This is a genomic window from Hoyosella sp. YIM 151337 (assembly GCF_026041215.1).
Lineage (GTDB): Bacteria > Actinomycetota > Actinomycetes > Mycobacteriales > Mycobacteriaceae > Hoyosella.
The window spans coordinates 57,442-80,283 of sequence record NZ_JAPEIQ010000031.1 but is presented as its reverse complement, the minus strand read 5'-3'; the positions used below and the strand labels follow the sequence as shown (position 1 = coordinate 80,283).

Sequence of the window (22,842 nt, the reverse complement as noted above, 5' to 3'; positions counted from 1 at the left end):
GTTGCGCGCTGTACGGGTGTGTCAGCCGGTGACCGAACGGTCGTAACGCAGAATGCAGAGTGAGGATTGATGAGCACCAACCCCTTCGATGATGAGAACGGCCGTTTTTACGTGCTGATCAACGACGAAGAGCAGCACTCGTTGTGGCCTGCTTTCGCCGATGTTCCAGCGGGATGGCGCGTTGTCTTCGGCGAGGAAAGCCGTGCCGCATGCCTCGAATACGTCGAGAAGAACTGGACCGATCTGCGTCCAAAGAGCTTGCGCGACGCGATGGCTGCCGACGCCGATGAGGACGACGAGTAACTCCGCGCACCTACACTTCACGCTGCAGGGCCCCTGAATCTTCAGGGGCCCTGCAGCGTTCGAGTTACTTGTCGGCTACCCGGTCGGATTCGCGCAGTCCAGTTGCCTCGAAGGCCCGTTGCAGGCTCGCGTGCCGGAACATCGACACAACCTGATCGCTGACGACGCGGAACGCGGACGCCTCCCGCTCGAGGTCCTTTTCGGCGGGACTTCGATAGAGGTTCTCCTCCACAACGACGACACCGCCGCGGTAGTACATCCGGCCGGGCACGAAGCCGGTGTCCACCGATTCAGCCCAGTCGCGCAGCGCCGGAATCCCCTGGCTCGCATGCTCGGGTGCCGCGATCTCGATGTCGTCGCTCGAAAGCTGAACCAGGGTCGCTATGTCCCGAGTGTTCAGCGCCTCATGCCACGCCAGCACAGTGGCGATCTCAGACGTGCTCATGCTTACACGCTAGCCGGTTTGCGGTGCGCGCGTGGCAAACCCGTTCGCGCAGGTCGTTTACTGCAGTGTCGAGTGGGATCCGCCGACAAGGGTGGAGCCCACTGGAGGATGCTGCGGGGCAGATTGGGCGGACGCACCTGTTGCCGCTAAGATGGTGCAGGCTCGGCTGCGAGCCACTGCTGGCGTGGCGCAATTGGTAGCGCACCCGACTTGTAATCGGGCGGTTAGGGGTTCAAGTCCCCTCGCCAGCTCACCGTGACCCCGGTCTTAGGCCGGGGTTTTCGTTTGAGGTTTTCAGGTGCCCGGTCGGTGGGAATTTGCCCTGGCCGCGCGCGGGGCAAATTCCCGGCGACCGGGCAGATCCGGCTCTGAGCCCCACACCCCTAGCAGGCGCCGGCCTCGAAGCGCTGATTCCGCTTGCGGCCCCGTGCGGTCAGCACGCCTGCGAGTGCCCGTTTTGTTCGATAGGGTTGAAGAGTATGGAGGTGCTCACCGCGCAAGACGAGTTTTCTGCGTACGGCGTGTCCCATTGGGTGGTCGTCGCTATCTTCGCGGTGGGAGCGGTCGCGTTCATCGCGATAGGCCGGTCACACAAGGACGTGGCGTCCGCCGTGCGGTTCAGCAAGATTTTTGGTGCGACCACGTTCATCCTCTACCTGATTATTCTGATTTACTCGCTGATTCCTTTCCGTATCGGCAGCTCGATCCCGTTGCAGCTCTCCGACTTCGCTGCGGTGACGGCGGCCTACGCGCTCTGGTCTCGCCGCTCCTGGGCGTTCGCGCTCACCTACTACTGGTGCTTGGTACTGAGCACGCAGGCCCTGATCTCGCCTGCGTTGCAGTCGCCGGATTTCCCGCATCACGAGTTCATCGCGTTCTGGGCGATCCACTTGGCTGTGGTGTGGGCGGCCATCTACCTCACGTGGGGGCTTCGGACCCGACCGACCTGGAAGAGTTACGGCATCGCGGTGGGGGCCACACTTGCGTGGGCAGCGGTCACGTTCACTTTCAATACGCTTGCCGATACCAACTACGGCTTCTTGAACGGGAAACCGCAGACCGCTTCGCTGCTGGACTACATGGGGCCCTGGCCGGTGTACCTGCTGTTCGCTGCTGTGATCGTGTTCGCCACCTGGGCACTTATGACCTGGCCATGGAAGTTCGTTTCGGCGGACCGCTACGATACGGAGCCACCGCGGCCGGAGTCGGCTTCGGGCGGCTCCGGTGGTGAGTATCGACGGCGCGCTAAGTCCGCGTAATGCTCGAGTTCGTCGAGTCCGCCCGGCACGGTGACCGTGAGTGCGGTACCCGGGCGTACCCGGGAGATGAGGGGATGTATCTGCGCGAGCTGGGTCGTGATGTCCGGTGTCGTGACGCGCCGCCGCCGCAGCACCCTGGCCGGTCCGTCATCGGGTGTGGAAAGCGTCCAGCCGCGCTCGGCCGCGTACTTCTCCAGTTGATGGCGCAGCCGCAACTTGGCCGCGTCGGGCCGCGATGCGCTGACGCACCATGATGCGAAGGCGGCGCCCACGGTGGCCCACTGTTGTGCTGCCTCCGCACCGGGACGGGTGGAGGCGACTGCGGCGTCGAGGTAGAGCGTGGCCGGCAGCAGCAGGGTAACGCCATGCCCAAGGATGCTGTCACGGGACGAACTCTTAACCGAGAGACGGTCCCATGAGAGCGCGATGCCCGCGTCACAAAGAGCTGCGAGATGGGGCTGGCCGGATTCGCGGCTCGCGGCAAGTGCCTGCCCGTAGTAGAACTCGGCTTCACGGTCACGGTTATGGTGTGAGAAGAACAGCGCGTTCCGGGCCAGAATGTGCGCGTGCCCCGCAGCGTCGCCGAGTTTCTCGTAAAGCTTGGCGGCCTCGAAGTACATCTGTTCGGCGGTCTTCTTGTCACCGGCGCGGGCGTACGAATCGGCGAGTCGTGCGGCGGTACTGGCGGCGTCACGCTCTTGCTTTGCGCCGGCGAAAACTCCGAGCGCATCCTTGAGATGACGAATGTGCTGTGGTTCGCCAGGAGCGTAGCTGTCGGCGAGTCTCAGATTCGATTGGGCGAACCACGAGCCCATTTTCTTCTCGCGGAACGTGGAGAGGGCGGCCTGAAAATGCTGGCGCGCGTCGTCCTTGCGGTCGTTCTGGGCGTAGAGACATCCCAGGTGGTATCGAACCCCGGCCACCTCCGCCTCGTCTCCCAGTGCGCGATACATCCGTATCGCGGCCCGGAAACAGTCTTCGCTGGCGTTGTGGGCGCGTTGTCGCGAATGGACCAGGCCGAGCGTCGACATACAGAGTGCCTCGTACGCGCTATTGCCCTCGGCTTTGCCGAGTCCACGTTCGACTTCCAGGTCAGCGACGAGGCGGTCGTGCTCCCCGCGCGCCATCAGTTCACGCCAGAGCGCGCGTGACGCTACGACGAGGGCCTTCTTGTCACCGTCGGTGCGCGCCATCGTGCGCTGGCTGTAGAGCTCCTCAAGTGAGGGTGGTCCGGCCGGCCGGTTCGGCTCGACGCTCATATCGCGTCTCCTTGGCGAATGTCGCGACTCGCAGTGATGTGCGAACAGAATAGAAGAGTTCTCGCAAATGTTGGTACGGCAGGTTCATGCCGTGAGATTTCCGGTCGACAGGCCGAGGGTTCAGGGCTAGGCTGAAGCGCGTCTCGTCTGGTGCTCAATGATGAGGCTGGACTCGCATCGCAGCTAGTCAACGCACGAAAGCGAGTCGCGTATGCGTCCACCCCTTGTTTCTGTGCTGAATGTTCCCGCGAACGCAGCTGTACGCGGGGCTTCGCTCTCCATCTCCGTTACGAACAGTGCTGCTGCTCACCGCAGTGGCAAGACAATTGACCGACTGGCGGAAAGCTTCGCCGACGACGCGAGTGGCCCGGCCGAATCCGCAGATCTGTGGGCCGACCCCGAACGTCCGTCCAAGAGGCTTTCCCGCGCGGAAATCGCGCGGCGCTGGCTGTTTCCGTGTTACGGGGCGCAAGCGAACGCGCGCGATGCAACTCAATCCGCGGCACATCGCGCGTATCTGCGTGACGCTGCTCGCGGGCAGGGCTGAAACAGCCTGCACACAAACGCTCCTTCGGCGCGCCGGCCTCATCCTGCCTAATCGTTCCCCGGTCAGGCAGGATGAGGCCGGACGTGTTAAGGAGGAAAATGGCCGAGATCGAGATCGCTGCGCCCGCCGGATCGCTCCGCGGGCATCTGTTTTTGCCCTCGGATGGTGCTAGAGCTGCTGGCGCTGCGCCGTATCCGGGAGTGGTCGTCGTGCACGACGCGATCGGGATGACGGCCGACACGCTGGAAAGCTGCCAGCGGATCGCCGACGAAGGCTACGTGGTGCTCGCGCCCGATCTTTATACGCGCGGTGGGCGGGCGCGCTGTGTGCCCAGGGTGTTGCGCGATCTGCTGAGGCACCGCGGTCCCGCCGTCGACGATCTGCTTGCTGCCCGCGAGTATTTGATGGAACACGACGATTGCACGGGCGCGGTGGGTATCATCGGGTTCTGTATGGGCGGTGGCTTCGCGATCCTCATGGCGCCCAAGGGATTTGACGTGAGCGCGCCCTTCTACGGGGTGCTTCCTCGTCACCTCACCGAAGTGCTCGAAGGCTCATGCCCAATGGTCGCGAGCTTCGGGCGGCGCGACCCTATGCTCATTGGCGCGGAGAAGCGACTTGTCCGCGCGCTGCAAGAGAACGGCGTCGACTACGACGTCAAGACCTACCCACGCGCGGGCCACAGCTTCGCCAACAAAATTGATCTGGGCGTCGCCACACCACTACTCCGCGTCACCGGATTCGCGTACAACGAGGCCGCAACGGAAGACGCGTGGCGCCGGGTGTTCACCTTCTTGGATGAACACCTCAAGGTGTGAGGGTCAGTTGCCCAGCAACTGGTTGACGCCGTCGACGATAGCGACGGACAAACCGCCGACGGCCACGGGTCCTTCACGTCCGGTGTAGACCTGCTCGCCCGGCACGTCGCACCACCACATGAGGGTGTGGATACCGGGCGTGATGAACGGAATCTGCTGCGACGCGGTGCCGCCAGGCGGTACCGCGACCGCGGGTGGCAGGCCGAACCACGACAGCGGCGATCCGAAGAAATTCAAGATCGATCCGCAGGTCGCAGTGACGCCCCGGTCGTTGTGGAAGGTGACCTCAGCAGTTGTTTCGTTGATTCCGCGAGCGTCTGCGCTAGGCGCTGCGGAGGCGAGGGCGGGGGCTGCGAGCAGCATCGGCGCAAGTGCGGCTGCTGCGATTGCCGCTCGCAACGCGGTGGTTTTCATCGTGGCTCTCCCTAAGCGAATACTCCGGCCTGGAGGGGATAACTAGATCGTATTCCGCCGGCGACCACTCCCACAGCCAGTTGAACAAGATGCGGCTGCGCCCTCGGCTCGAGGATTCTCAGTGCAGCAGTTTCAGGCCGATCACGCAGCCCACAATGCCGAGAAGCAGAAGTACTTTCGCGGTGGACGCTGCCTCTGCTCCCGTCGTCATCGCGTACGCGACAGTCAGGCTTGCTCCCACGCCAACCCACACTGCGTACGCGGTGCCGATCGGCAGGTCACGCATCGCGTATCCCAGGCCGAGCATGCTCAGCACCAATGCGACACCGAATACCGCGGTCGGTACCGGCCGTGTGAAGCCTTCGGTCTTCCCAAGCGCAGTCGCCCATACCGCTTCAAGTACGCCAGACACCAACAGAACGACCCATGCCATGTGGTTTCACTCCTTGGCACCGTCTTGTCGCTCTCCGGGTACGGTGTGCCTCGTCCGGGCGGAACGCTGGTCCGTACCTGGATGATCGCAAATCTGTCATCTGACAGGCAAGGGGTTGTGACTGCGGCTACGTCCTACTGCGGCACGTGTTCGGCGTGGCCCAGTTCGCGCAGCGATGTGCGCAAGGTGTCCGCGGCGGCGTCGAGTTCCGCTGCATCTGCTGGTTTCGCTTGCGAAAGGTCAAAGCCCTCGATCTTCCATGCCGGGAATACGTGCAAGTGAAGATGCGGAACCTCGATCCCGGCGATGAGCAGCCCCGCGCGCGGCGCATCCCAGGCTTTGCGCACTGCCTGGCCGATTACCTGGGCTACCGCCGTGCACTTCTGGAAGAGCTGCGGGTCGACGTCTTGCCACTGATCGACTTCTGACCGCGGCACCACAAGTGTGTGTCCGGGAGCGACCGGAGCGATGGTGAGAAAGGCGACGACGTCGTCGTCCTCCCAGACGAATCTGCCCGGGATTTCGCCGGCGATGATCTTGCTGAAGATGGAAGCCATGGCATCGAGCATTGCGTACATTCGCAACTTCCGCCAAGGCTTCTGGGCCGATCTGCGGGCGCGTGTTCGCGCAACGCGGAACCCGGCGCGCGTCGGCTTCAGTGCGACGCCGTAGGCTGTCCTACCGTGCGAGTCCTCGTTATCGGTTCTGGTGCCCGTGAACACGCCCTACTGCTGGCCCTGCGCCGCGATCCGTCGGTCACATCGTTGATGTGCGCGCCCGGCAATGCGGGCACTGCGGAGATCGCCGAACAGCACGACGTTGATGCCGCCTCATCCGATGATGTAGTGGCGCTCGTTCGCGAGTTGGCGCCCGACCTCGTCGTTATCGGCCCTGAAGTCCCACTGGTGCTGGGTGTCGCTGATGCGGTCCGGAAAATCGGTGTGCCCTGTTTCGGCCCGTCCGCTGCGGCTGCGCAGATCGAAGGTTCGAAGGCATTCGCGAAGGACGTCATGGCGGCGGCCGGGGTGCGCACCGCGCACGCGGAAATCGTCGATACTCCCGCGAATCTTGACGCTGCGCTGGATCGTTTCGGCCCTACCTGGGTAGTGAAAGACGATCGCCTCGCGGGCGGCAAAGGCGTTGTGGTGAGCTCCGACCGCGCGATCGCGCGCGATCACGCCGCTGAACTGCTCGAAAAGGGCCACCCCGTCCTGCTTGAGTCGTTCCTGGATGGGCCGGAGGTATCGCTTTTCTGCCTGGTCGATGGCGAAGACGTGGTGGCACTGCTGCCGGCGCAGGATCACAAGCGTGTGGGTGACAACGATTCCGGCCCGAATACCGGCGGGATGGGTGCGTACACGCCTCTGCCCTGGCTGCCGGACGGAATGGTCACGCAAATCGTGGACGAGGTAGTCAAACCGGTCGCTCGGGAAATGGTCGCCCGTGGCTGTCCATTCAGTGGGCTGCTGTACGCAGGTTTGGCCATCGGCGCGAACGGTCCCGCTGTCGTCGAGTTCAACTGCCGCTTTGGTGACCCTGAGACGCAGGTTGTGCTGGAGATGCTGGAAACGCCGCTTGCTGGCCTGTTGTACGCGACTGCCACCGGCGCGCTCGGTGACGCTGGCCCGCTCACCTGGAAAGACGGCTCCGCCGTCACTGTGGTGGTTGCGGCGGAGAACTATCCGGGCACACCGCGCACTGGCGACGTGATCACGGGCGCGGAGATTGATGGGGTTTTGCACGCGGGCACCACACGGCGCTCGGACGGCGCGCTTGTTTCCGCAGGCGGCCGTGTTCTCAGCATCATTGGTCACGGTGCCGACCTCGCGAGTGCCCGTGCGGACGCCTATCGCAAAGTGGACCAGATTCACCTGGCGGGCAGCCACTACCGGACTGATATCGGGCGTGCCGCCGCGGAAGGCCAGATCTCGATACCGTCGTAGCAAATACGGTGTGCGCCGCGAAAAACCGATACGGTCGGTGGTGTGCGTATTTCCGACCGATCCGCGATTGCGCCGTTCTATGTGATGGACGTGTGGAAGGCAGCCGCCGACCGGCAGCGCCTGCACGGTGACGTGCTCGCGCTCGCGGCCGGGCAGCCGTCTACGCCCGCTCCGCGGGCTGTCATTGCTGCAGCGCACAAAGCCATCACCGAGGAGGTCCTCGGCTATACCGAGTCGACCGGAATGCTGGCACTCAAGCAGACGATCGCCGACTACTATCAGCGGCGTGAGGGCGTGGAGGTTGATCCGCACGATGTGGTGATCACCACGGGCTCATCGGGCGCTTTCACCATTCTGTTTCTCGCTGCGTTCGATGTGGGGGACACAGTCGTCATGGCCCGGCCGGGGTATCCGGCGTACCGGAACGTGCTGCAGGCGCTAGGCTGCCGGGTTCACGAGCTCGACTGTGGCCCAGCGGAACGCTTCCAGCCCACCCTCGCGATGCTCGAGGAACTCTCCGAACCGCCTGCCGGGCTGATCGTCGCGAGTCCCGCGAACCCCACCGGGACGATCATCGATCCGGACGAGTACTCGGCGATCGCGCAGTGGTGCGAAGCGCATGGCACACTGCTGATTTCCGACGAGATCTACCACGGCATCAGCTTCGGCGACGTTTCGCCGCTCTGCGCCTGGAAAGTGTCGCGTGAATCCGCCGTCGTAGGTTCGGTGTCCAAGTATTTCTCTATGACCGGGTGGCGCCTGGGATGGATGCTTGCTCCCTCGCGTTACCGAGACGCGGTTAATCGGCTCGCGAGTAACCTCACGGTGTGCCCGCCCGCCGTCTCGCAGTACGCCGCCATGGCGGCATTTTCTGATGATTCGCTCGCCGAACTCGACAGCCACGTGGCGCGGTACCGGAAGAACCGGGACATCCTGATCGACGGCCTTGGCCGCCTCGGTATCACGAAGTTCGCGCCCGCTGACGGTGCCTTTTACCTCTATGCCGACGTCTCGCATTTGACGTCGGATTCGACGGCGTGGTGTGCGCGCGCCCTCGCCGAAACTGGGGTGGCAATGGCGCCGGGTATCGACTTCGACACCCAACACGGGGGCCGGACAATCCGGCTGTGCTTCGCAGGCGACTCAGCGACGATGCACGAAGCGGTCGCGCGACTCGAAACGCTTTTGGCCTGACGCCGGCTTCTGACGTTCACCAAACTGAGACTCAAGTACCAGATATCTTCGCTCGCGGCTGACAAGATTGCCCGGTGACATCCACACGCAAGGGTGAGCGGCGCAGACACGCGCTTGTTGCGGCAGCGGCTGCGCTCCTGCGTGAGGGGGGCCTCGAAGCGGTGCGTCACCGGGCTGTGGCCGTACGTGCAGGCGTACCGCTGGCTGCCACCACCTACTATTTCGCGTCCCTTGACGAACTCGTGACGAGTGCCGCCGAGTTTGCGGCCGCCGAGGCAAATCAGGCCATCGAGAAGCACGTCGCCGCCGTCGCGCGTCGCTCGCGCTCGGCGGAAACGCTCACCGATCTGCTGGTGGAAGTGCTCGTCGGTGAGTCGGGCGCTGGGGGCACGCTTGCGCTGCACTATGAGCAGCATTCGGCAGTAACCCGGCACCCCGAACTCCGAGACATACAGTTGCGCATGCGCATGAACCTGCGGCACGCGATCAGCGAATTGCTTGAGCGCAGCGGCCGAACCGCTGACGCGGCGAATGTGCGCGCGATCGACGCGCTGATCGCGGGGGCAGTGCTGGACGCTGTGCTGGATGAACCGCCAGATGCCTCGGCAGCCGTGCGAGCCGTTCTGGGCATGGTGATCGATCAGCTCGCGCCCCCGGTATGAGCCCACATGGAAAGCACCCAGTAGGCGTCTGATGGCTGAACTGGCCGGCCAGACTAGACTGCACAGGCGTGACCGGTGACAACTCTCCCCAGCAGACTGCGCGCGTTCCTAACGTCCTCGCCACCCGATACGCCAGCCGTGAAATGGCGCAACTGTGGTCGCCGGAGAACAAGATCGTGCTGGAGCGTGAACTGTGGCTCGCGGTGCTGCGTGCGCAGCGGGACCTCGGCATCGACGTGCCCGACGGTGTGCTCGAGGACTATCAGCGTGTGCTCCGCAGCGTCGACCTCGGCTCGATCGCTGCCCGGGAACGGGTCACCCGGCACGACGTCAAGGCGCGCATTGAAGAATTCAGTGAACTCGCCGGCCATGAGCACATTCATAAGGGAATGACCAGTCGCGATCTCACCGAAAACGTCGAACAGCTGCAGATCCGCCGGGCGCTTGAACTCGTCCATGCCCGTGGCGTTGCGGTGGTCGCGAGGCTCGCTGAGCGAGCCGCACAGTATTCGGGTCTTGTAATGGCAGGGCGCAGCCACAACGTCGCGGCGCAGGCGACGACCCTGGGGAAGCGCTTTGCCTCAGCGGCGGAGGAAACCCTCGTAGCGCTTGGCCGGGTGCGTGAGCTCATCGACCGGTATCCGTTGCGTGGCATTAAAGGCCCGATGGGTACCGCGCAGGACATGCTCGACCTCCTCGACGGTGACGAGGCGAAACTGGCGCAACTCGAAAGTCAGATCGCGACGCACCTCGGATTCACGAACGTGTTCGCGAGCGTAGGGCAGGTCTACCCGCGCTCGCTCGACCATGACGCCGTGTCTGCACTTGTACAACTCGCTGCGGGGCCTTCCTCGCTGGCGCACACAATCCGTCTCATGGCGGGCCACGAGCTGGTCACAGAGGGCTTCCAGCCCGGGCAGGTCGGGTCGTCCGCAATGCCACACAAAATGAACACACGCTCCTGTGAACGTGTTAATGGCCTGCAGGTTGTGTTGCGAGGGTACGGGTCGATGGCTGCGGAACTCGCGGGTGCGCAGTGGAACGAGGGTGACGTTTTCTGCTCAGTCGTTCGTCGCGTTGCGCTGCCCGACGCGTTCTTCGCTATCGACGGCCTTTTCGAGACGTTCCTGACCGTGCTGGGTGAGTTTGGCGCATATCCTGCGGTGATCGACCGGGAACTCGAGCGCTACCTGCCGTTCCTTGCGACCACAAAAGTGCTGATGGCAGCTGTCCGCGCCGGTGTGGGGCGGGAAACCGCGCACGAGGTTATTAAGGAGCATGCGGTCGCTGTCGCGCTGGCCATGCGGGAGAAGGGTGCCGATCAGGATTTGCTCGACCGGCTTGCCGCCGACGATCGGCTGCCGCTTGACCGGGCGGCGCTCGATGACGCGCTGGCAGATAAGGCATCGTTCGCGGGGAGTGCGCAGGCCCAGGTGGAGCGCGTGGTCGAGGCTGTGGAAGAACTAACACGCAAGTATCCGGAGGCGGCGGCATACGCCCCTGCGCCGATCCTTTAGGCGCTTTTGTGGAGGCGTGCATTTTCTGCGCGATCGTCGCTGGTCACGCGGACTCTAGCCGGGTCTTCGAAGATGAGCATGTGCTTGCCTTCATGGATATCCGGCCGATGACGCGCGGACATCTGCTAGTCATCCCGAAGCCGCACGCATCCAATCTCGCAGAGCTAGACCCCGGGCTGGCAGGCCCGATCTTTGCGGCGGCGCAGCGGCTCGCGGCTGCTGTCCGGGCCTCCCCGCTGCGCCCGGACGGCGTCAACTTCTTCCTCGCTGACGGCGCAGCGGCGGGACAGGAAGTGTTCCATGTGCATTTGCATGTGCTGCCGAGGTTTCGCGGTGACGGGCTTGGGCTGCGCGGCTCGTTTTCGTGGCCGCACCGAATGTCGCTAGATGCGCAGGCGGCGCAGATTCGGAGCGGGTTGCAGGCGTGAGGTTTTTCACGGTGATCCGGGGGTTGCCAGCGTCGCTCCGGCGCCGCATCCGTACCGTCTGAAACGTCACTGACCTCGTTTTTCAGTCGAGCCATGTTCCGTACCAAATCGTGTGTCAATCTTTGTGGCCGGAGGCCCTCGACACCCTATTCCGCGAGTTCACCCATTAGGGTGTACGCCGTGCGTCCTACATTGGCTGATTACACACACCTTTCGTCCGGGAAGGTCCGCGACCTTTACGACATTGATGAACACAGTTTGCTGATGGTCGCGAGCGACCGTATTTCTGCGTACGACCACGTCCTGAACACTCCGATCCCGGATAAGGGACGCATCCTCACTGCGATGAGCGTGTACTTCTTCAGCGAACTCGGCGTTCCCCACCATCTCGCGTCGGCACCTGACGACGAGCGAATCCCAGAGGAAGTGCTTGGCCGGGCGCTGATCGTCAAAAAGCTCAGCATGATTCCGTTCGAATGTGTTGCCCGGGGGTACCTTACCGGCTCCGCCCTCAAGGATTACCGCGAAACCGGCACGGTGTGCGGTATCGCGCTGCCGGATGGCCTCACTGAAGCCAGCAAACTCGAAGAAGCGGTTTTTACTCCCGCAACCAAGGCTGACGTCGGCGACCACGACGAGAACATCTCGTTCGCTGCTGTTGTTGACCGGCTTGGTGAAGAGCTGGCCCACAAGGTTCGTGAGGAAACCCTCGACATCTATCTCCGCGCGTCGTCACTCACGGAAGCGCGCGGTTTGCTCCTGGCCGACACGAAGTTCGAATTCGGCGTTGATTCGGCTGGCAACCTGATCCTTGCTGATGAGGTGCTGACACCGGACTCATCGCGGTTCTGGACTGTCGCCGATTACGAGCCGGGCAAAGTTCAGCCGAGCTTCGACAAGCAGTTTGTCCGGGATTGGCTCACCGGCCCGGAATCTGGCTGGGACCGTTCCTCGGACGCCCAGCCCCCGGAGCTTCCGGAGGATGTCGTCGACGCGACCCGTAAGCGCTACATCGAGGCATACGAGCGGATTTCCGGGCTGCAGTTCGACGATTGGCTTGGTGAGTCAGCGTGGCGCGGCGCATGAGAGAACAGCCTGCAGCGGTCACCGGTGAACTGACCCCGCCGGTTGCGAAGCGAATTCCGCAGGAGCGGGTTCACCATGGCGACACGGTGGTCGACCATTACGAGTGGCTGCGCGACAAAACGAGCCCCGACGTCATCAGCCACCTCGATGCAGAGAACGCGTACACCCAGGAACGTACTGCGCACCTGGAGGAAATGCGGCAAACGATCTTCTCCGAGATTAAGGGCCGCACCCTTGAGACTGACTTATCGGTGCCGGTGCGCCGGGGTGACTGGTGGTATTACGGGCGCACCATCGAAGGGAAGCAGTACGGCCTGAATTGCCGGTGTCCGGTCGACTCCCGAGATGACTGGGAGCCCCCGACACTTGAACCAGGTGCTGACATCCCCGGGGAGCAGGTGCTGCTTGACGGCAACGCCGAGGCAGAGGGACACGAATTCTTCGCGCTCGGCAGCTTCTCTGTGACCGAAGACGGCCACCTGCTCGCGTACGCCGTCGACACGACCGGCGACGAGCGGTATCTGCTGCGCGTCAAGGATCTGCGCACCGGCAAACTACTCGGCGATGAGATCCCAAATACGTTTCCGGGTGCGATGTGGGAGCCGAGCGGCCAGTACCTCTACTATCTGACCGTCGACGACGCGTGGCGTCCCGATACGGTCTGGCGGCACCGGCTTGGAACTGCGGCCACTGAGGACGTCGTCGTGTACCGGGAGGAAGATGACCGGTACTGGGTCGGCGTGGGTATGACACGCAGCCGGAAGTTCCTGGTTATTGAAGTCGGTTCGAAGATCACCAGCGAATCGCGGGTGCTCTCCGCCACCGACCCCACCGGAGACTTCACGGTGGTTTTACCGAGGCGCGAAGGTGTCGAGTACGGCATCGACCATGTCGTTGTTGCTGGTGAGGACCGTTTCCTGATTCTGCACAACAGCGGTGCGCAGAATTTCGAGCTATGTGACGCGCCGGTCGGCGCGCCGGGTGACCAGCGGGTCTTGATACCGCACAACGCTGATGTGCGGCTCGAAGGTGTCGATGTCTTCCGCGACCACGTGGTCGTCGCATACCGGCGCGATGCGATTTCCCGGCTAGCTCTGTGGCCCCTTACTGACGCTGGTTACGGGGAACGCACAGAGATCGACTTCGGCGAAGAGCTCTATACTGCGTCGACGGCCGCCAACCCTGAGTGGTCTTCGCCGTACCTGAGGCTCATGTTCGCGTCATTCATCACACCGACGCGTGTGCTCGACTACGAACTCGCGTCCGGCGAACTGCATGTGCGTAAGGAACAGCCCGTATTGGGCGGTTATGACCCCAATGAGTATGAGCAGCGGCGTGACTGGGCTGAAGCCCAGGATGGCACGATGGTACCTATCTCGGTTATCCGCAGGAAGTCCACGGCGACCCCCGCGCCGGCGTTGCTATACGGCTACGGCTCGTATGAAGCTAGCGTGGACCCGACGTTCTCGGTCTCGCGGCTATCACTCCTCGACCGTGGCATGGTGTTTGTGGTCGCACACGTCCGCGGCGGTGGCGAAATGGGGCGCCGATGGTACGAGGAAGGGAAAACCCTCTCCAAGAAGAACACCTTCACTGATTTCATCGCGTGCGCCACACACATCCGTGCCACAGGAGTCGCGTCGGCTGTCATCGCCGACGGGGGCAGCGCAGGCGGTCTGCTGATGGGCGCGGTCGTCAACATGGCGCCCGAACTCTTTGATGCGATTCTCGCCAACGTTCCATTCGTCGACCCGCTCACGTCGATCCTTGATCCTTCCCTGCCGCTGACGGTGATCGAATGGGATGAGTGGGGCAACCCACTCGAGGATAAAGCCGTGTACGAGTACATGAAATCGTACTCACCGTACGAGAACGTCAGCGCGACCGCTCACTATCCGCCAATCCTTGCCATAACCAGCTTGAACGACACCCGGGTGCTGTACGTCGAACCGGCGAAATGGGTGGCGAAGCTGCGTGAATGCGGTGCCTCACAGGTGCTCCTAAAGACAGAAATGAGCGCTGGGCACGGTGGTGTCAGTGGCCGCTACGAGAAGTGGAAGGAAGTGGCATTCGAGTACGCGTGGGTGCTTGATCGAGCGGGATTGGTGTAGCAACCGGTAGCTTCGAAGCATGGCAGCTACCGCAGTACAGAACATTCCGCTCAACACCTTGCAGGGTGAACCGGCCAGTCTCGCCGACTACGCTGGCCGGGCCTTGCTGATCGTCAACGTCGCGTCGCGCTGCGGCCTGACGCCGCAGTATCGCGAACTCGAGAAGCTTGCCACCGAGTATGCGGACCGGGGCTTCACCGTTATCGGGGTGCCATGCAACCAGTTTGGTGGTCAGGAGCCGGGGACCGCAGAGGACATTGCCACCTTTTGCTCCACCACATACGGGGTGACCTTCCCCATGCTTGAGAAGACCGACGTGAACGGTCCCGGGCGGCATCCCCTTTACGTGGAACTGACGAAGGCTGCGGATGACGCTGGCGCAGCGGGGGACGTCCAATGGAACTTCGAGAAGTTTCTCGTCACGCCTGAAGGTGAGGTGGCACGGCGTTTCCGTCCGCGAACAGCGCCGGATGACCCCGAGGTCGTTTCGGCGATCGAGGCGATTCTTCCGAACTGACGTTTAGAACGTTCGTGTCCGTGAAACCTCAGGTAAAGGATCTGTACACCCACGGATGTGACCGTGAGAACTATGAAGCCTGAACTGCTGGTTTCGATATCCGGAATTCGAGATACCACTGTGGAGCTTGCCGACGAATTCGTCGCCGAGCTCGACAAGCGGCGAATCCCCGCGTCGCTGCTCGTGGCGCCGCGATTGAAGGGAAAGTACCGCCTGATCCGTGATGCGGGCACGCAGGAATGGCTGCGTGCCCGGCAACGCCATGGCGACGCAATCCTCATGAACGGATACGACCAGGCAGCCACGCGGAAGCGGCGCGCCGAATTCGCAGCGCTACCCGCGCACGAGGCAATGCTCCGATTGATTGCCGCGGACCGGGTGATGGAGGAGGCGGGTCTGCGAACCCGGCTATTCGCGCCGCCCCGCTGGATCGTCTCCGAAGGTGCGCTGCTCATGCTCCCGCGTGTGGGCTTCCGGTTGTGTGCCGATCTCACCGCGATCCGCGACCTCGAGCAACGGACCGCCGTGCGCGCGCGGGTACTCGGCGTCGGCGAGGGATTTTTGTCCGAGCCATGGTGGTGCCGGGCCCTCATCATGAGTGCACAGCGCGTCGCTCGCCGGGGCGGAACCGTGCGTCTCGCCATAACCGCCAAACATCTGCAGCGACCCGGCACACGCCAGGCGTTTATTGACGCGATCGACCTGAGCTTGTATCACGGCGCACGTCCTGCTGCGTATCGGTGGCCTTACGATCGGGAACATTCGTCCGCCGCGTAGCCGTATCCGTTAGCGTCAGGCTATGGGTGAACGTGCGGATGTCATTGTTGTGGGGGCCGGGCTGGCAGGTCTCGTCGCGACCGCGGAACTTGCCGAGCGAGGCCGAAAAGTCCTGCTAGTCGACCAGGAAGGCCCGCAGAACCTCGGCGGGCAAGCATATTGGTCGTTCGGTGGGCTCTTCCTGGTGGACACGCCTCACCAGCGGCGCGTCGGCATCCGTGACTCGTACGATCTCGCGCTGCACGACTGGCTAGCGACCGCCGGCTTCGACCGTGAACGCGAAGACCGCTGGCCGCGCAAATGGGCCGAAGCATACGTGGGTTTTGCGGCTGGCGAAAAATACCATTGGCTCGCTGAACGCGGTCTGAAAGTGTTCCCCGTTGTCGGCTGGGCCGAGCGGGGCGGATACTTCGCCGACGGGCCCGGCAATTCAGTGCCGCGTTTCCACATCACGTGGGGGACCGGCCCCGCGCTCGTCGAGATGTTCGCTAGCCGGGTGCGAGCCGCGGCAGCGCGGGGGTTCGTGTCGTTCGCGCACCGGCACCGCGCTGACGGTCTCGTAGTCACCGGCGGCACGGTGACGGGAGTCCGCGGCACTGTGCTCGAACCAGCTGATGAGCCGCGCGGTGTCCGCACGTCGCGAACAGCCGTCGGCGAATTCGAGTTCACCGCCCAAGCGGTGGTCGTCACCAGCGGTGGAATAGGCGGTAACCCAGAACTTATTCGGAAGAACTGGCCCGCACGCCTGGGGACACCGCCACCGCATATGCTCTCAGGCGTCCCAGCCCATGTAGATGGGCGCATGCTCGAGATCGCGGAGTCTGCGGGCGCTAGCCTCGTCAATCGTGACCGCATGTGGCACTACACCGAAGGCATCACCAACTACGATCCGATCTGGCCCGACCACGGAATTCGGATTCTGCCAGGTCCGTCCTCGCTGTGGCTCGACGCCACCGGCAAGCGGCTCCCCGCGCCACTGTTTCCCGGATTCGATACGTTAGGGACGCTCGCGCATATCGCGAAAACTGGCCACAGCTACACGTGGTTCGTGCTCAATGAGCGCATTATCGAAAAAGAATTCAGCTTGTCAGGATCCGAGCAGAACCCGGACCTCACGGGACGCAGTATCCGCAAAGTCATGGAGCGGGTGCGTCCCGGAGCGCCGACACCCGTTGAAGCGTTCAAGCAGAAGGGCGCAGACTTCCTCGTGCGTCACAACGTCGAGGACTTGGTTGACGCGATGAACGACCTGACCGGTGACGACCTCCTCGACGCCGCGGAAATGCGGCGCGTTATCGAGGCGCGTGACCGCGACGTCACAAATCCGTTCGGCAAGGACGCACAGGTCATGGCGATACGCGCGGCTCGCGGCTACCGGGCGGACCGGTTATCGCGAGTGGTCGCCCCACACGCGCTTCTTGATCCTGACGCGGGACCGCTCATAGCGGTGCGCCTGCACCTGTTGACCCGTAAGACGCTCGGCGGCCTCGAGACCAATCTGGATTCTCAGGTGCTGACGCCGGACGGAGATCCTTTTCCCGGCTTGTTTGCCGCGGGCGAAGTGGCCGGGTTCGGCGGGGGCGGCGTCCACGGGTACCGTGCGCTCGAGGGAAGCTTCCTCGGGGGCTGTATTTTCTCGGGCCGAGCGGCGGGGCGCGCCGCGGCTGCAGCCGTCGTTTAGGTGCGGTGATCGCAGCCCTGTCATGTGACGGCTACGAAAATGTGACACCCGGAAAACAAGATCAGGGTGTGCCCCGATAGCGGAGTCCCGACGCCATTGGAATGATGGTGGCCATGGTCGAATCGACAAACCCTGTGACGGACGGGATAGCTGCGCGGGCAGCTCGCCTCACGAAAGTTTATGGTTCTGGAAACACCCAGGTGAGGGCGCTCGACGAGGTCGACGTGGAGTTCCGTCGTGCTGAGTTCACCGCGATCATGGGGCCATCGGGGTCGGGAAAGTCGACGCTGATGCATTGCCTGGCGGGCCTGGATTCGGCGTCGTCGGGCTCGGTCGATATTGGCGGCACCGAGTTGACGAGTCTGAGCGACAAGCAGATGACGCAGTTGCGCCGTGACCGGATTGGCTTCGTATTCCAGGCGTTCAACCTTGTGCCCACGTTGACCGCGCTGGAGAACATTACGTTGCCGCTGGACATCGCCGGCCGGGCGCCGAACGAGGAGTGGCTGAACACGGTGGTGTCCCGCTTGGGGCTCGCGGATCGGCTGGACCACCGGCCCAGCGAACTCTCGGGTGGCCAGCAGCAGCGGGTCGCGTGTGCACGCGCGCTTGTCGGTCAGCCGGAGATCATTTTCGGTGACGAGCCGACCGGGAACCTCGACTCTCGTTCCGGTAATGAGGTGCTCGACATTTTGCGCGCAGCGGTGGACGAGTTCGAGCAGACCGTGGTGATCGTGACGCATGATCCTAAGGCAGCGAGTTTCTCTGACCGTGTCGTTTTTCTGTCCGACGGCAAGATTGTCGATGAGCTGCGCAACCCAGACGCCGATTCGATCATGGACAAGATGAAGACGCTGGAGAAGATCTGATGGCGGTGACGCTCAAGCCGTCGCGCGCGCCTATGCGCAAGGTATCGACGCGCAATTTGTTGGCGCACAAGCTGCGTCTCTTCCTGACTGTTCTCGCGGTGGTGCTCGGCACCGCGTTCGTCGCGGGCTCGTTTGTCTTCACGGATACGCTAAAGAAGACCTTCGACGACATTTTCGCGGGTGACACGATCGGTGTTGACGTCCGAGTCACACCTGAACAGCAGGGTTCGCTCGGTATTCCGCTGGATGAGGCTAACCGGATCGCGGAGTTGCCGAATGTCCGTGCTTCGGTAGAGGCGGCAAGCGGGCAGGTCGTGCTGATCAAGGACGGGACCGCCATTCAGACTGGCGGGGCACCGAGTATCGGGCAAACGTATTTGCCGCCGAACACCGGTATTGGGCAGCCCGTCGAGATTGTCGACGGCGACGCGCCGGAGCAGTCCGGCCAGGTGATTATCAACCAGTCAGGTGCTGAGCGCGGAGATGTGGCTGTTGGTGATGAACTCGACGTGCTGGTGCCGAATGTGGGTACGTTCACCGTCACGGTGAGCGGGCTATACACCCTGCCCGTTGATGTTGGCGGTTTCGTGGGGGTCCAGTTCACTGCGGAGCAGGCGCGTGAACTGTTTACCGATGGGGAGCATGTTTCGCGGGTAGATCTTGCGGCTGTGCCCGGGGTGACCCAGGAACAGTTGCGTGACGAGGTGCAGGCGGCGGTGCCTGAGGGGCTGCAGGTTCAGACGGGTGAGGAGGCTCGCGCCCAACAGCAGAGCGAGCTTGAACAGAACCTCTCGTTCGTCAACTACTTTCTGCTCGCATTCGGTGCGATTGCCCTGGTTGTCGGCACCTTCATCATCTACAACACGTTCGCGATGATCGTGGCGCAGCGGCTGCGCGAAATGGCGCTGCTGCGTGCGATCGGCGCGAGTCGCCGGCAGATTAGCCGGTCCGTTGTATTCGAGGCACTGGTCGTCGGCGTGATCGGCAGTGCCGTAGGCCTTGGTCTCGGCGTCGCACTGGCCTACACGTTGCGCGTTGTCATGGACGCGTTCGGGCTTGGCCTGCCGAGCGGTCCGCTGGCGCTAGAACCGCGCACCGTGGTGGTTGCGTTCGCGGTGGGCATTCTTGTGACCGTGCTGAGCGCATATGCGCCGGCGCGCCGTGCCTCGCGGGTGCCACCTGTCGCGGCGATGCGCGAGGAGTTTTCCGTATCAGCGGAATCTGTGCGCACCCGTACGATCATCGGTGCCGCGCTCGCGGTGCCAGGTATCGCCGCAGTCGTGTGGGGGATGCAATACACCGGCCGCACCGGTGCGACAGTGGTGGGCATAGGCGCTGGGTTGCTGATTCTCGCGGTTTTGTTTGCGACGCCGGGTCTCGCGCAGCCTGCTATCCGCGTGCTGGGGATCGCGGCGAAGCCGTTTGGGCCGCTGGGCAAGCTGGCCCGCACAAATGCGGTGCGCAACCCGCGCCGGACCGCGGCGACCGCGTTCGCGCTCACTCTCGGCCTGATGCTGGTGACAACCATCAGCGTGCTCGGCACATCCGCGAAGGTCAGTATCGACGCGCTCATCGATCAGGGCATCGAGGCCGACTTCGTGCTGAGCGGACCGATGCAAACCGGGGTTCCGGCTGGTGTGGCGCAGGTGACTGGGGCAGCCCAGGGTGTCGAACGTGCCGCCGCGATCAACTTCGCTACCGCTTTTGTCGGTGACGACGACGATGACCGGGTCACCGGTGCTGGTGTGGCCGGGGGCATCGACGGGATTCTCTCCTTCGACATGGTCGAGGGCGAAGCGACCCTGGATGGGTCCTCGATGCTTGTCGACGAGGGCACCGCGGAACGCTTCAATTGGTCGGTCGGCGATCAGGTCGAACTCACCCGTCCGTCTCGCGACGGCACCGTCGATGTCACGATTTCCGGCATCTACACGGTGAACCAGTTGGTGGGGTCGATGACGCTGTCCGACCAGGCAATGAATGCGCTCATTCCGAGTTTCGTGCAGGTGACCGCGGCGGTGATGGTGCGGGCCGAATCAGGGGCCAACCTGGAGCAGGTGCGCACCGCGCTCGAGGACGCGGTCGAGCGGTTCGTCGTGGTCCAGGTTCAGGACCTCGAGGAGTACAAGAGCGCGCAGTCCGCGCAAGTCGACATGATTTTGGCGCTGCTGTACGCGTTGCTCGCCCTCGCCGTGGTGATCGCGATCCTGGGGATCGTCAACACGCTCGCACTGTCGGTGGTGGAACGAAAACGCGAGATCGGCATGCTCCGCGCGGTAGGTATGTTCCGGCAGCAGATCCGCCGCACGATCTACATCGAATCCGCGCTCATCGCGGTGTTCGGTGCGGTGGTCGGCCTGTCGATGGGGTTGCTGTTCGGATGGGGTTTCGTGCGCACGCTCCGCGATGAAGGACTGACAATCGTGGCGGTGCCGTGGCTGCAAGTGGCTGCCATGCTGGTCGGTTCGGCAATCGTGGGTGTCCTCGCCGCGTTGTGGCCAGCGGGACGGGCGGCCCGCACCAAACCGCTCGAAGCCATCGCCGACGTCTGACCCGGCGACACAGATCCGGGAGGATCTGGGCGCTCTTACCGCCCAGATCCTTCCGGATCAGCGCTGTGGCGCGCGAGTACGTTGGTGAGTTCTTCTGCGTAGTCCAGATGCTTGCGCAATCGTTGGACCGCGTGCTGTGCGCGCTGATGGAAGCCAGCGAGAACTTCGGCGGCCGCTACGCGAGTTTCCTGCGCACTGTTCGCGTCGCGAAGCTGATCGAGGGCGTCGAGAAGCTGCCGCATCTCGGCGAGCGTGAAATCCAGTGGCTTCATCCGGCGGATGACCATCAGCCGTGAGATGTCGTCTTCGGTGTAAAGGCGGAAACCACCGGTACTGCGCTCGGATGGCGCGACCAGTCCGACCTCCTCGTAGTGCCGGAGGGTGCGGATGGAGAGGCCGGTCCGCTCTGCGGCTTGTCCAATTTGCATGAGGCCATCGCCCTGCACGTGAAACCTCCGTCAATTAGCTAATGCCCTGCGCCGAGGTTGCCAGATAAACGCTGATGCCGCTGCAAGCTGTCGAGGTTCAGACCCCGGATTTCGACGGTCTTGCCCTTTCGCTTGTACTTTTCGGTTACCGCGTCGAGTGCCGCCACCGTTGAAGCGTCCCAGATGTGAGAGTCGCTCATGTCAATGACCACGTGACTCGGGTCTCGCGTGTAGTCGAACTGGTAATAGAGGTCGTTGCTTGACGCGAAGAATAGCTCGCCCGTCACTCGGTAAACGCGCGTGTCCGGCTCGCCGTCGTGCGTCGTGTCGGCCTCCCATACTTTTTCGACAGTGGTGAAATGCGCGACCCGTCGCGCAAAAAGAACCATAGCCGTCACTACTCCGAGGATGACGCCAATCGCGAGGTTGTGGGTCAGGACGGTCATTACGACGGTGACAACCATGACCAGCGTTTCGCTCTTCGGCATCCGGCGCAGTGTTGCGGGTGCCACGGAGTGCCAGTCGAGCGTGCTCACGGACACCATGATCATGACGGCGACCAGTGCGGCCATCGGAATCTGTGCAACGAGGTTACCGAGCCCGACAACCAGGATGAGCAGGAAAAGCCCCGCAAGAAAGGTCGAGATACGAGTACGTGCCGCTGAGACCTTGACGTTGATCATGGTCTGCCCAACCATCGCACAGCCGCCCATGCCGCCGAAGAAACCGGTGACGATGTTCGCAAGTCCCTGGCCGCGCGTTTCAGTGGTCTTGTTCGAGTGCGTGTCGGTGATGTCGTCGACGAGTTTTGCTGTCAGCAACGACTCGAGGATTCCGACGAGTGCCATAGCCAGCGCGTAGGGCGCGATTATCCGTAGCGTCTCGAACGTCATCGGAACGTCTGGGATAAGGAAGGAGGGGAGTGCGTCCGGCAATTCGCCCTCGTCTCCGACATTCGGCACGTTCAGAGCGAGGATCATGGTGGCGGCCGTGAGGATCACTATCGCCACCAGTGGGGCGGGAACGATGGTGGTCACTCGTGGCAGCAGCACGATGATCAGAAGTCCGAGCGCCACCATCGGATAGACAAGAGCAGGTACTCCGATGAGGTGCGGAATCTGCGACATGAAGATCAAAATCGCTAGCGCATTGACGAAACCGACCATGACGCTTCGCGGAATGAACCGCATGAGCTTTGCGATTCCAAGCACGCTCAAGACGATCTGCAGAATGCCAGCGAGAATGACCGTCGCGATCAGGTAATCGAGTCCGTAGTCGCGCGCGACTGGCGCGATGACGAGGGCGATGGCGCCGGTGGCAGCCGAAATCATGGCAGGTCGACCGCCGGCGATCGCGATGGTTACGGCCATCGTGAAGGAGGCAAAGAGGCCAACCCGTGGATCCACGCCCGCGATAATCGAGAACGCGATTGCTTCGGGGATAAGCGCGAGTGCGACGACCAGGCCTGCAAGAACTTCGATTTTGAGGCGCTTCGGGGAACGCAATGCGCCCAGTACCGTCCATCCCCTGGGAATATTGGTGGCCTCGGGGTCGGGTGCAGCTTGCAGTGCCACGTGGGGCGCCCTTTCAAATCTGGCG

At 63.1% G+C, this 22,842-nt stretch carries 23 protein-coding genes, 1 tRNA gene and 1 riboswitch; of the genes, 17 read left to right on the top strand and 7 right to left on the bottom strand.

The genetic code is table 11. The annotated features are described in order from the left end of the window. Positions 1 to 69: 69 nt before the first annotated feature. The gene (locus ONR57_RS16710) at positions 70 to 303 is read left to right on the top strand and encodes an MbtH family protein (RefSeq protein ID WP_265124654.1); all 234 of its coding nucleotides are present in this window, start codon (positions 70 to 72) and stop codon (positions 301 to 303) included. Between the two features lie 64 nt (positions 304 to 367). Here ONR57_RS16710 and ONR57_RS16705 read toward each other — a convergent pair whose 3' ends face one another. Further along, complete coding sequence (locus tag ONR57_RS16705) at positions 368 to 748, bottom strand: nuclear transport factor 2 family protein (RefSeq protein ID WP_265124653.1); 381 nt, start codon at positions 746 to 748, stop codon at positions 368 to 370. Positions 749 to 926: 178 nt separating this feature from the next. Between ONR57_RS16705 and ONR57_RS16700 the strand changes: the two genes are divergently transcribed. Then, positions 927 to 999, top strand: a tRNA-Thr gene (locus tag ONR57_RS16700). A gap of 234 nt (positions 1,000 to 1,233) precedes the next feature. Continuing rightward, positions 1,234 to 2,007: a TIGR02206 family membrane protein gene (locus ONR57_RS16695; RefSeq protein WP_374116473.1), complete on the top strand. Its 774-nt coding sequence runs from the start codon at positions 1,234 to 1,236 to the stop codon at positions 2,005 to 2,007. On the opposite strand, the gene ONR57_RS16690 is transcribed toward ONR57_RS16695, so the two are convergent. Then, entirely contained in the window at positions 1,926 to 3,266 is a 1,341-nt protein-coding gene (locus tag ONR57_RS16690) for a lipopolysaccharide assembly protein LapB (protein WP_265124651.1), read from the bottom strand. The two genes, ONR57_RS16695 and ONR57_RS16690, sit on opposite strands and share 82 nt — an antisense overlap. Before the next feature lie 211 nt (positions 3,267 to 3,477). Here ONR57_RS16690 and ONR57_RS16685 point away from each other — a divergent pair, with 211 nt between their 5' ends. Continuing rightward, on the top strand, positions 3,478 to 3,813 hold the full coding sequence (locus ONR57_RS16685; protein WP_265124650.1) for a hypothetical protein: 336 nt from the start codon (positions 3,478 to 3,480) through the stop codon (positions 3,811 to 3,813). A gap of 98 nt (positions 3,814 to 3,911) precedes the next feature. Beyond that, positions 3,912 to 4,631: a dienelactone hydrolase family protein gene (locus ONR57_RS16680; protein ID WP_265124649.1), complete on the top strand. Its 720-nt coding sequence runs from the start codon at positions 3,912 to 3,914 to the stop codon at positions 4,629 to 4,631. Between the two features lie 3 nt (positions 4,632 to 4,634). Here ONR57_RS16680 and ONR57_RS16675 read toward each other — a convergent pair whose 3' ends face one another. From ONR57_RS16675 to ONR57_RS16665, 3 genes are all read right to left on the bottom strand, one after another. Then, positions 4,635 to 5,045, bottom strand: a complete 411-nt coding sequence (locus ONR57_RS16675) for a hypothetical protein (RefSeq protein ID WP_265124648.1) — start codon at positions 5,043 to 5,045, stop codon at positions 4,635 to 4,637. A 118-nt stretch (positions 5,046 to 5,163) separates the two neighbouring features. Beyond that, on the bottom strand, positions 5,164 to 5,478 hold the full coding sequence (locus tag ONR57_RS16670) for a multidrug efflux SMR transporter (RefSeq protein ID WP_265124647.1): 315 nt from the start codon (positions 5,476 to 5,478) through the stop codon (positions 5,164 to 5,166). A 13-nt stretch (positions 5,479 to 5,491) separates the two neighbouring features. Further along, positions 5,492 to 5,556: riboswitch (guanidine-III (ykkC-III) riboswitch) on the bottom strand. 56 nt (positions 5,557 to 5,612) lie between these two features. After that, the gene (locus ONR57_RS16665; RefSeq protein ID WP_265124646.1) at positions 5,613 to 6,035 is read right to left on the bottom strand and encodes an HIT family protein; all 423 of its coding nucleotides are present in this window, start codon (positions 6,033 to 6,035) and stop codon (positions 5,613 to 5,615) included. A gap of 126 nt (positions 6,036 to 6,161) precedes the next feature. On the opposite strand from ONR57_RS16665, the gene purD reads away from it, so the two are divergent. The 12 genes from purD to ONR57_RS16605 all read left to right on the top strand — a co-directional run bounded on the left by purD (position 6,162) and on the right by ONR57_RS16605 (position 20,815). After that, entirely contained in the window at positions 6,162 to 7,421 is a 1,260-nt protein-coding gene (gene purD, locus ONR57_RS16660) for a phosphoribosylamine--glycine ligase (RefSeq protein ID WP_265124645.1), read from the top strand. 84 nt (positions 7,422 to 7,505) lie between these two features. Beyond that, entirely contained in the window at positions 7,506 to 8,615 is a 1,110-nt protein-coding gene (locus ONR57_RS16655; RefSeq protein WP_279347917.1) for a pyridoxal phosphate-dependent aminotransferase, read from the top strand. A gap of 74 nt (positions 8,616 to 8,689) precedes the next feature. Further along, the gene (locus ONR57_RS16650) at positions 8,690 to 9,277 is read left to right on the top strand and encodes a TetR/AcrR family transcriptional regulator (protein WP_265124643.1); all 588 of its coding nucleotides are present in this window, start codon (positions 8,690 to 8,692) and stop codon (positions 9,275 to 9,277) included. A 68-nt stretch (positions 9,278 to 9,345) separates the two neighbouring features. Next, positions 9,346 to 10,794 (top strand): adenylosuccinate lyase, encoded by a 1,449-nt coding sequence (purB, locus tag ONR57_RS16645; protein ID WP_265124642.1) that lies wholly within the window; start codon positions 9,346 to 9,348, stop codon positions 10,792 to 10,794. 8 nt (positions 10,795 to 10,802) lie between these two features. Then, positions 10,803 to 11,222, top strand: a complete 420-nt coding sequence (locus tag ONR57_RS16640; RefSeq protein WP_265124641.1) for an HIT family protein — start codon at positions 10,803 to 10,805, stop codon at positions 11,220 to 11,222. A gap of 180 nt (positions 11,223 to 11,402) precedes the next feature. Continuing rightward, entirely contained in the window at positions 11,403 to 12,308 is a 906-nt protein-coding gene (locus tag ONR57_RS16635; RefSeq protein ID WP_265124640.1) for a phosphoribosylaminoimidazolesuccinocarboxamide synthase, read from the top strand. Then, positions 12,305 to 14,419 carry a S9 family peptidase gene (locus ONR57_RS16630; protein WP_265124639.1) on the top strand — a complete coding sequence of 705 codons (2,115 nt, stop codon included), beginning with the start codon at positions 12,305 to 12,307 and terminating at the stop codon, positions 14,417 to 14,419. The genes ONR57_RS16635 and ONR57_RS16630 overlap by 4 nt, the downstream gene beginning before the upstream one ends. Before the next feature lie 19 nt (positions 14,420 to 14,438). Then, on the top strand, positions 14,439 to 14,936 hold the full coding sequence (locus tag ONR57_RS16625; RefSeq protein ID WP_265124638.1) for a glutathione peroxidase: 498 nt from the start codon (positions 14,439 to 14,441) through the stop codon (positions 14,934 to 14,936). Positions 14,937 to 15,008: 72 nt separating this feature from the next. After that, positions 15,009 to 15,713: a DUF2334 domain-containing protein gene (locus ONR57_RS16620; protein ID WP_265124693.1), complete on the top strand. Its 705-nt coding sequence runs from the start codon at positions 15,009 to 15,011 to the stop codon at positions 15,711 to 15,713. Between the two features lie 22 nt (positions 15,714 to 15,735). Continuing rightward, positions 15,736 to 17,394, top strand: a complete 1,659-nt coding sequence (locus ONR57_RS16615; protein WP_265124637.1) for an FAD-binding dehydrogenase — start codon at positions 15,736 to 15,738, stop codon at positions 17,392 to 17,394. A gap of 104 nt (positions 17,395 to 17,498) precedes the next feature. Then, positions 17,499 to 18,263, top strand: a complete 765-nt coding sequence (locus ONR57_RS16610) for an ABC transporter ATP-binding protein (protein WP_374116472.1) — start codon at positions 17,499 to 17,501, stop codon at positions 18,261 to 18,263. Further along, a complete protein-coding gene (locus ONR57_RS16605) occupies positions 18,263 to 20,815 on the top strand; it encodes an ABC transporter permease (protein ID WP_265124635.1) in 2,553 nt (850 codons plus the stop codon). The genes ONR57_RS16610 and ONR57_RS16605 overlap by 1 nt, the downstream gene beginning before the upstream one ends. Positions 20,816 to 20,850: 35 nt before the next feature. On the opposite strand, the gene ONR57_RS16600 is transcribed toward ONR57_RS16605, so the two are convergent. Both ONR57_RS16600 and ONR57_RS16595 read right to left on the bottom strand, forming a co-directional pair. Then, a complete protein-coding gene (locus tag ONR57_RS16600) occupies positions 20,851 to 21,243 on the bottom strand; it encodes a MerR family transcriptional regulator (RefSeq protein ID WP_265124634.1) in 393 nt (130 codons plus the stop codon). 38 nt (positions 21,244 to 21,281) lie between these two features. After that, positions 21,282 to 22,817 carry a SulP family inorganic anion transporter gene (locus ONR57_RS16595; RefSeq protein WP_374116470.1) on the bottom strand — a complete coding sequence of 512 codons (1,536 nt, stop codon included), beginning with the start codon at positions 22,815 to 22,817 and terminating at the stop codon, positions 21,282 to 21,284. Positions 22,818 to 22,842 lie beyond the last annotated feature (25 nt).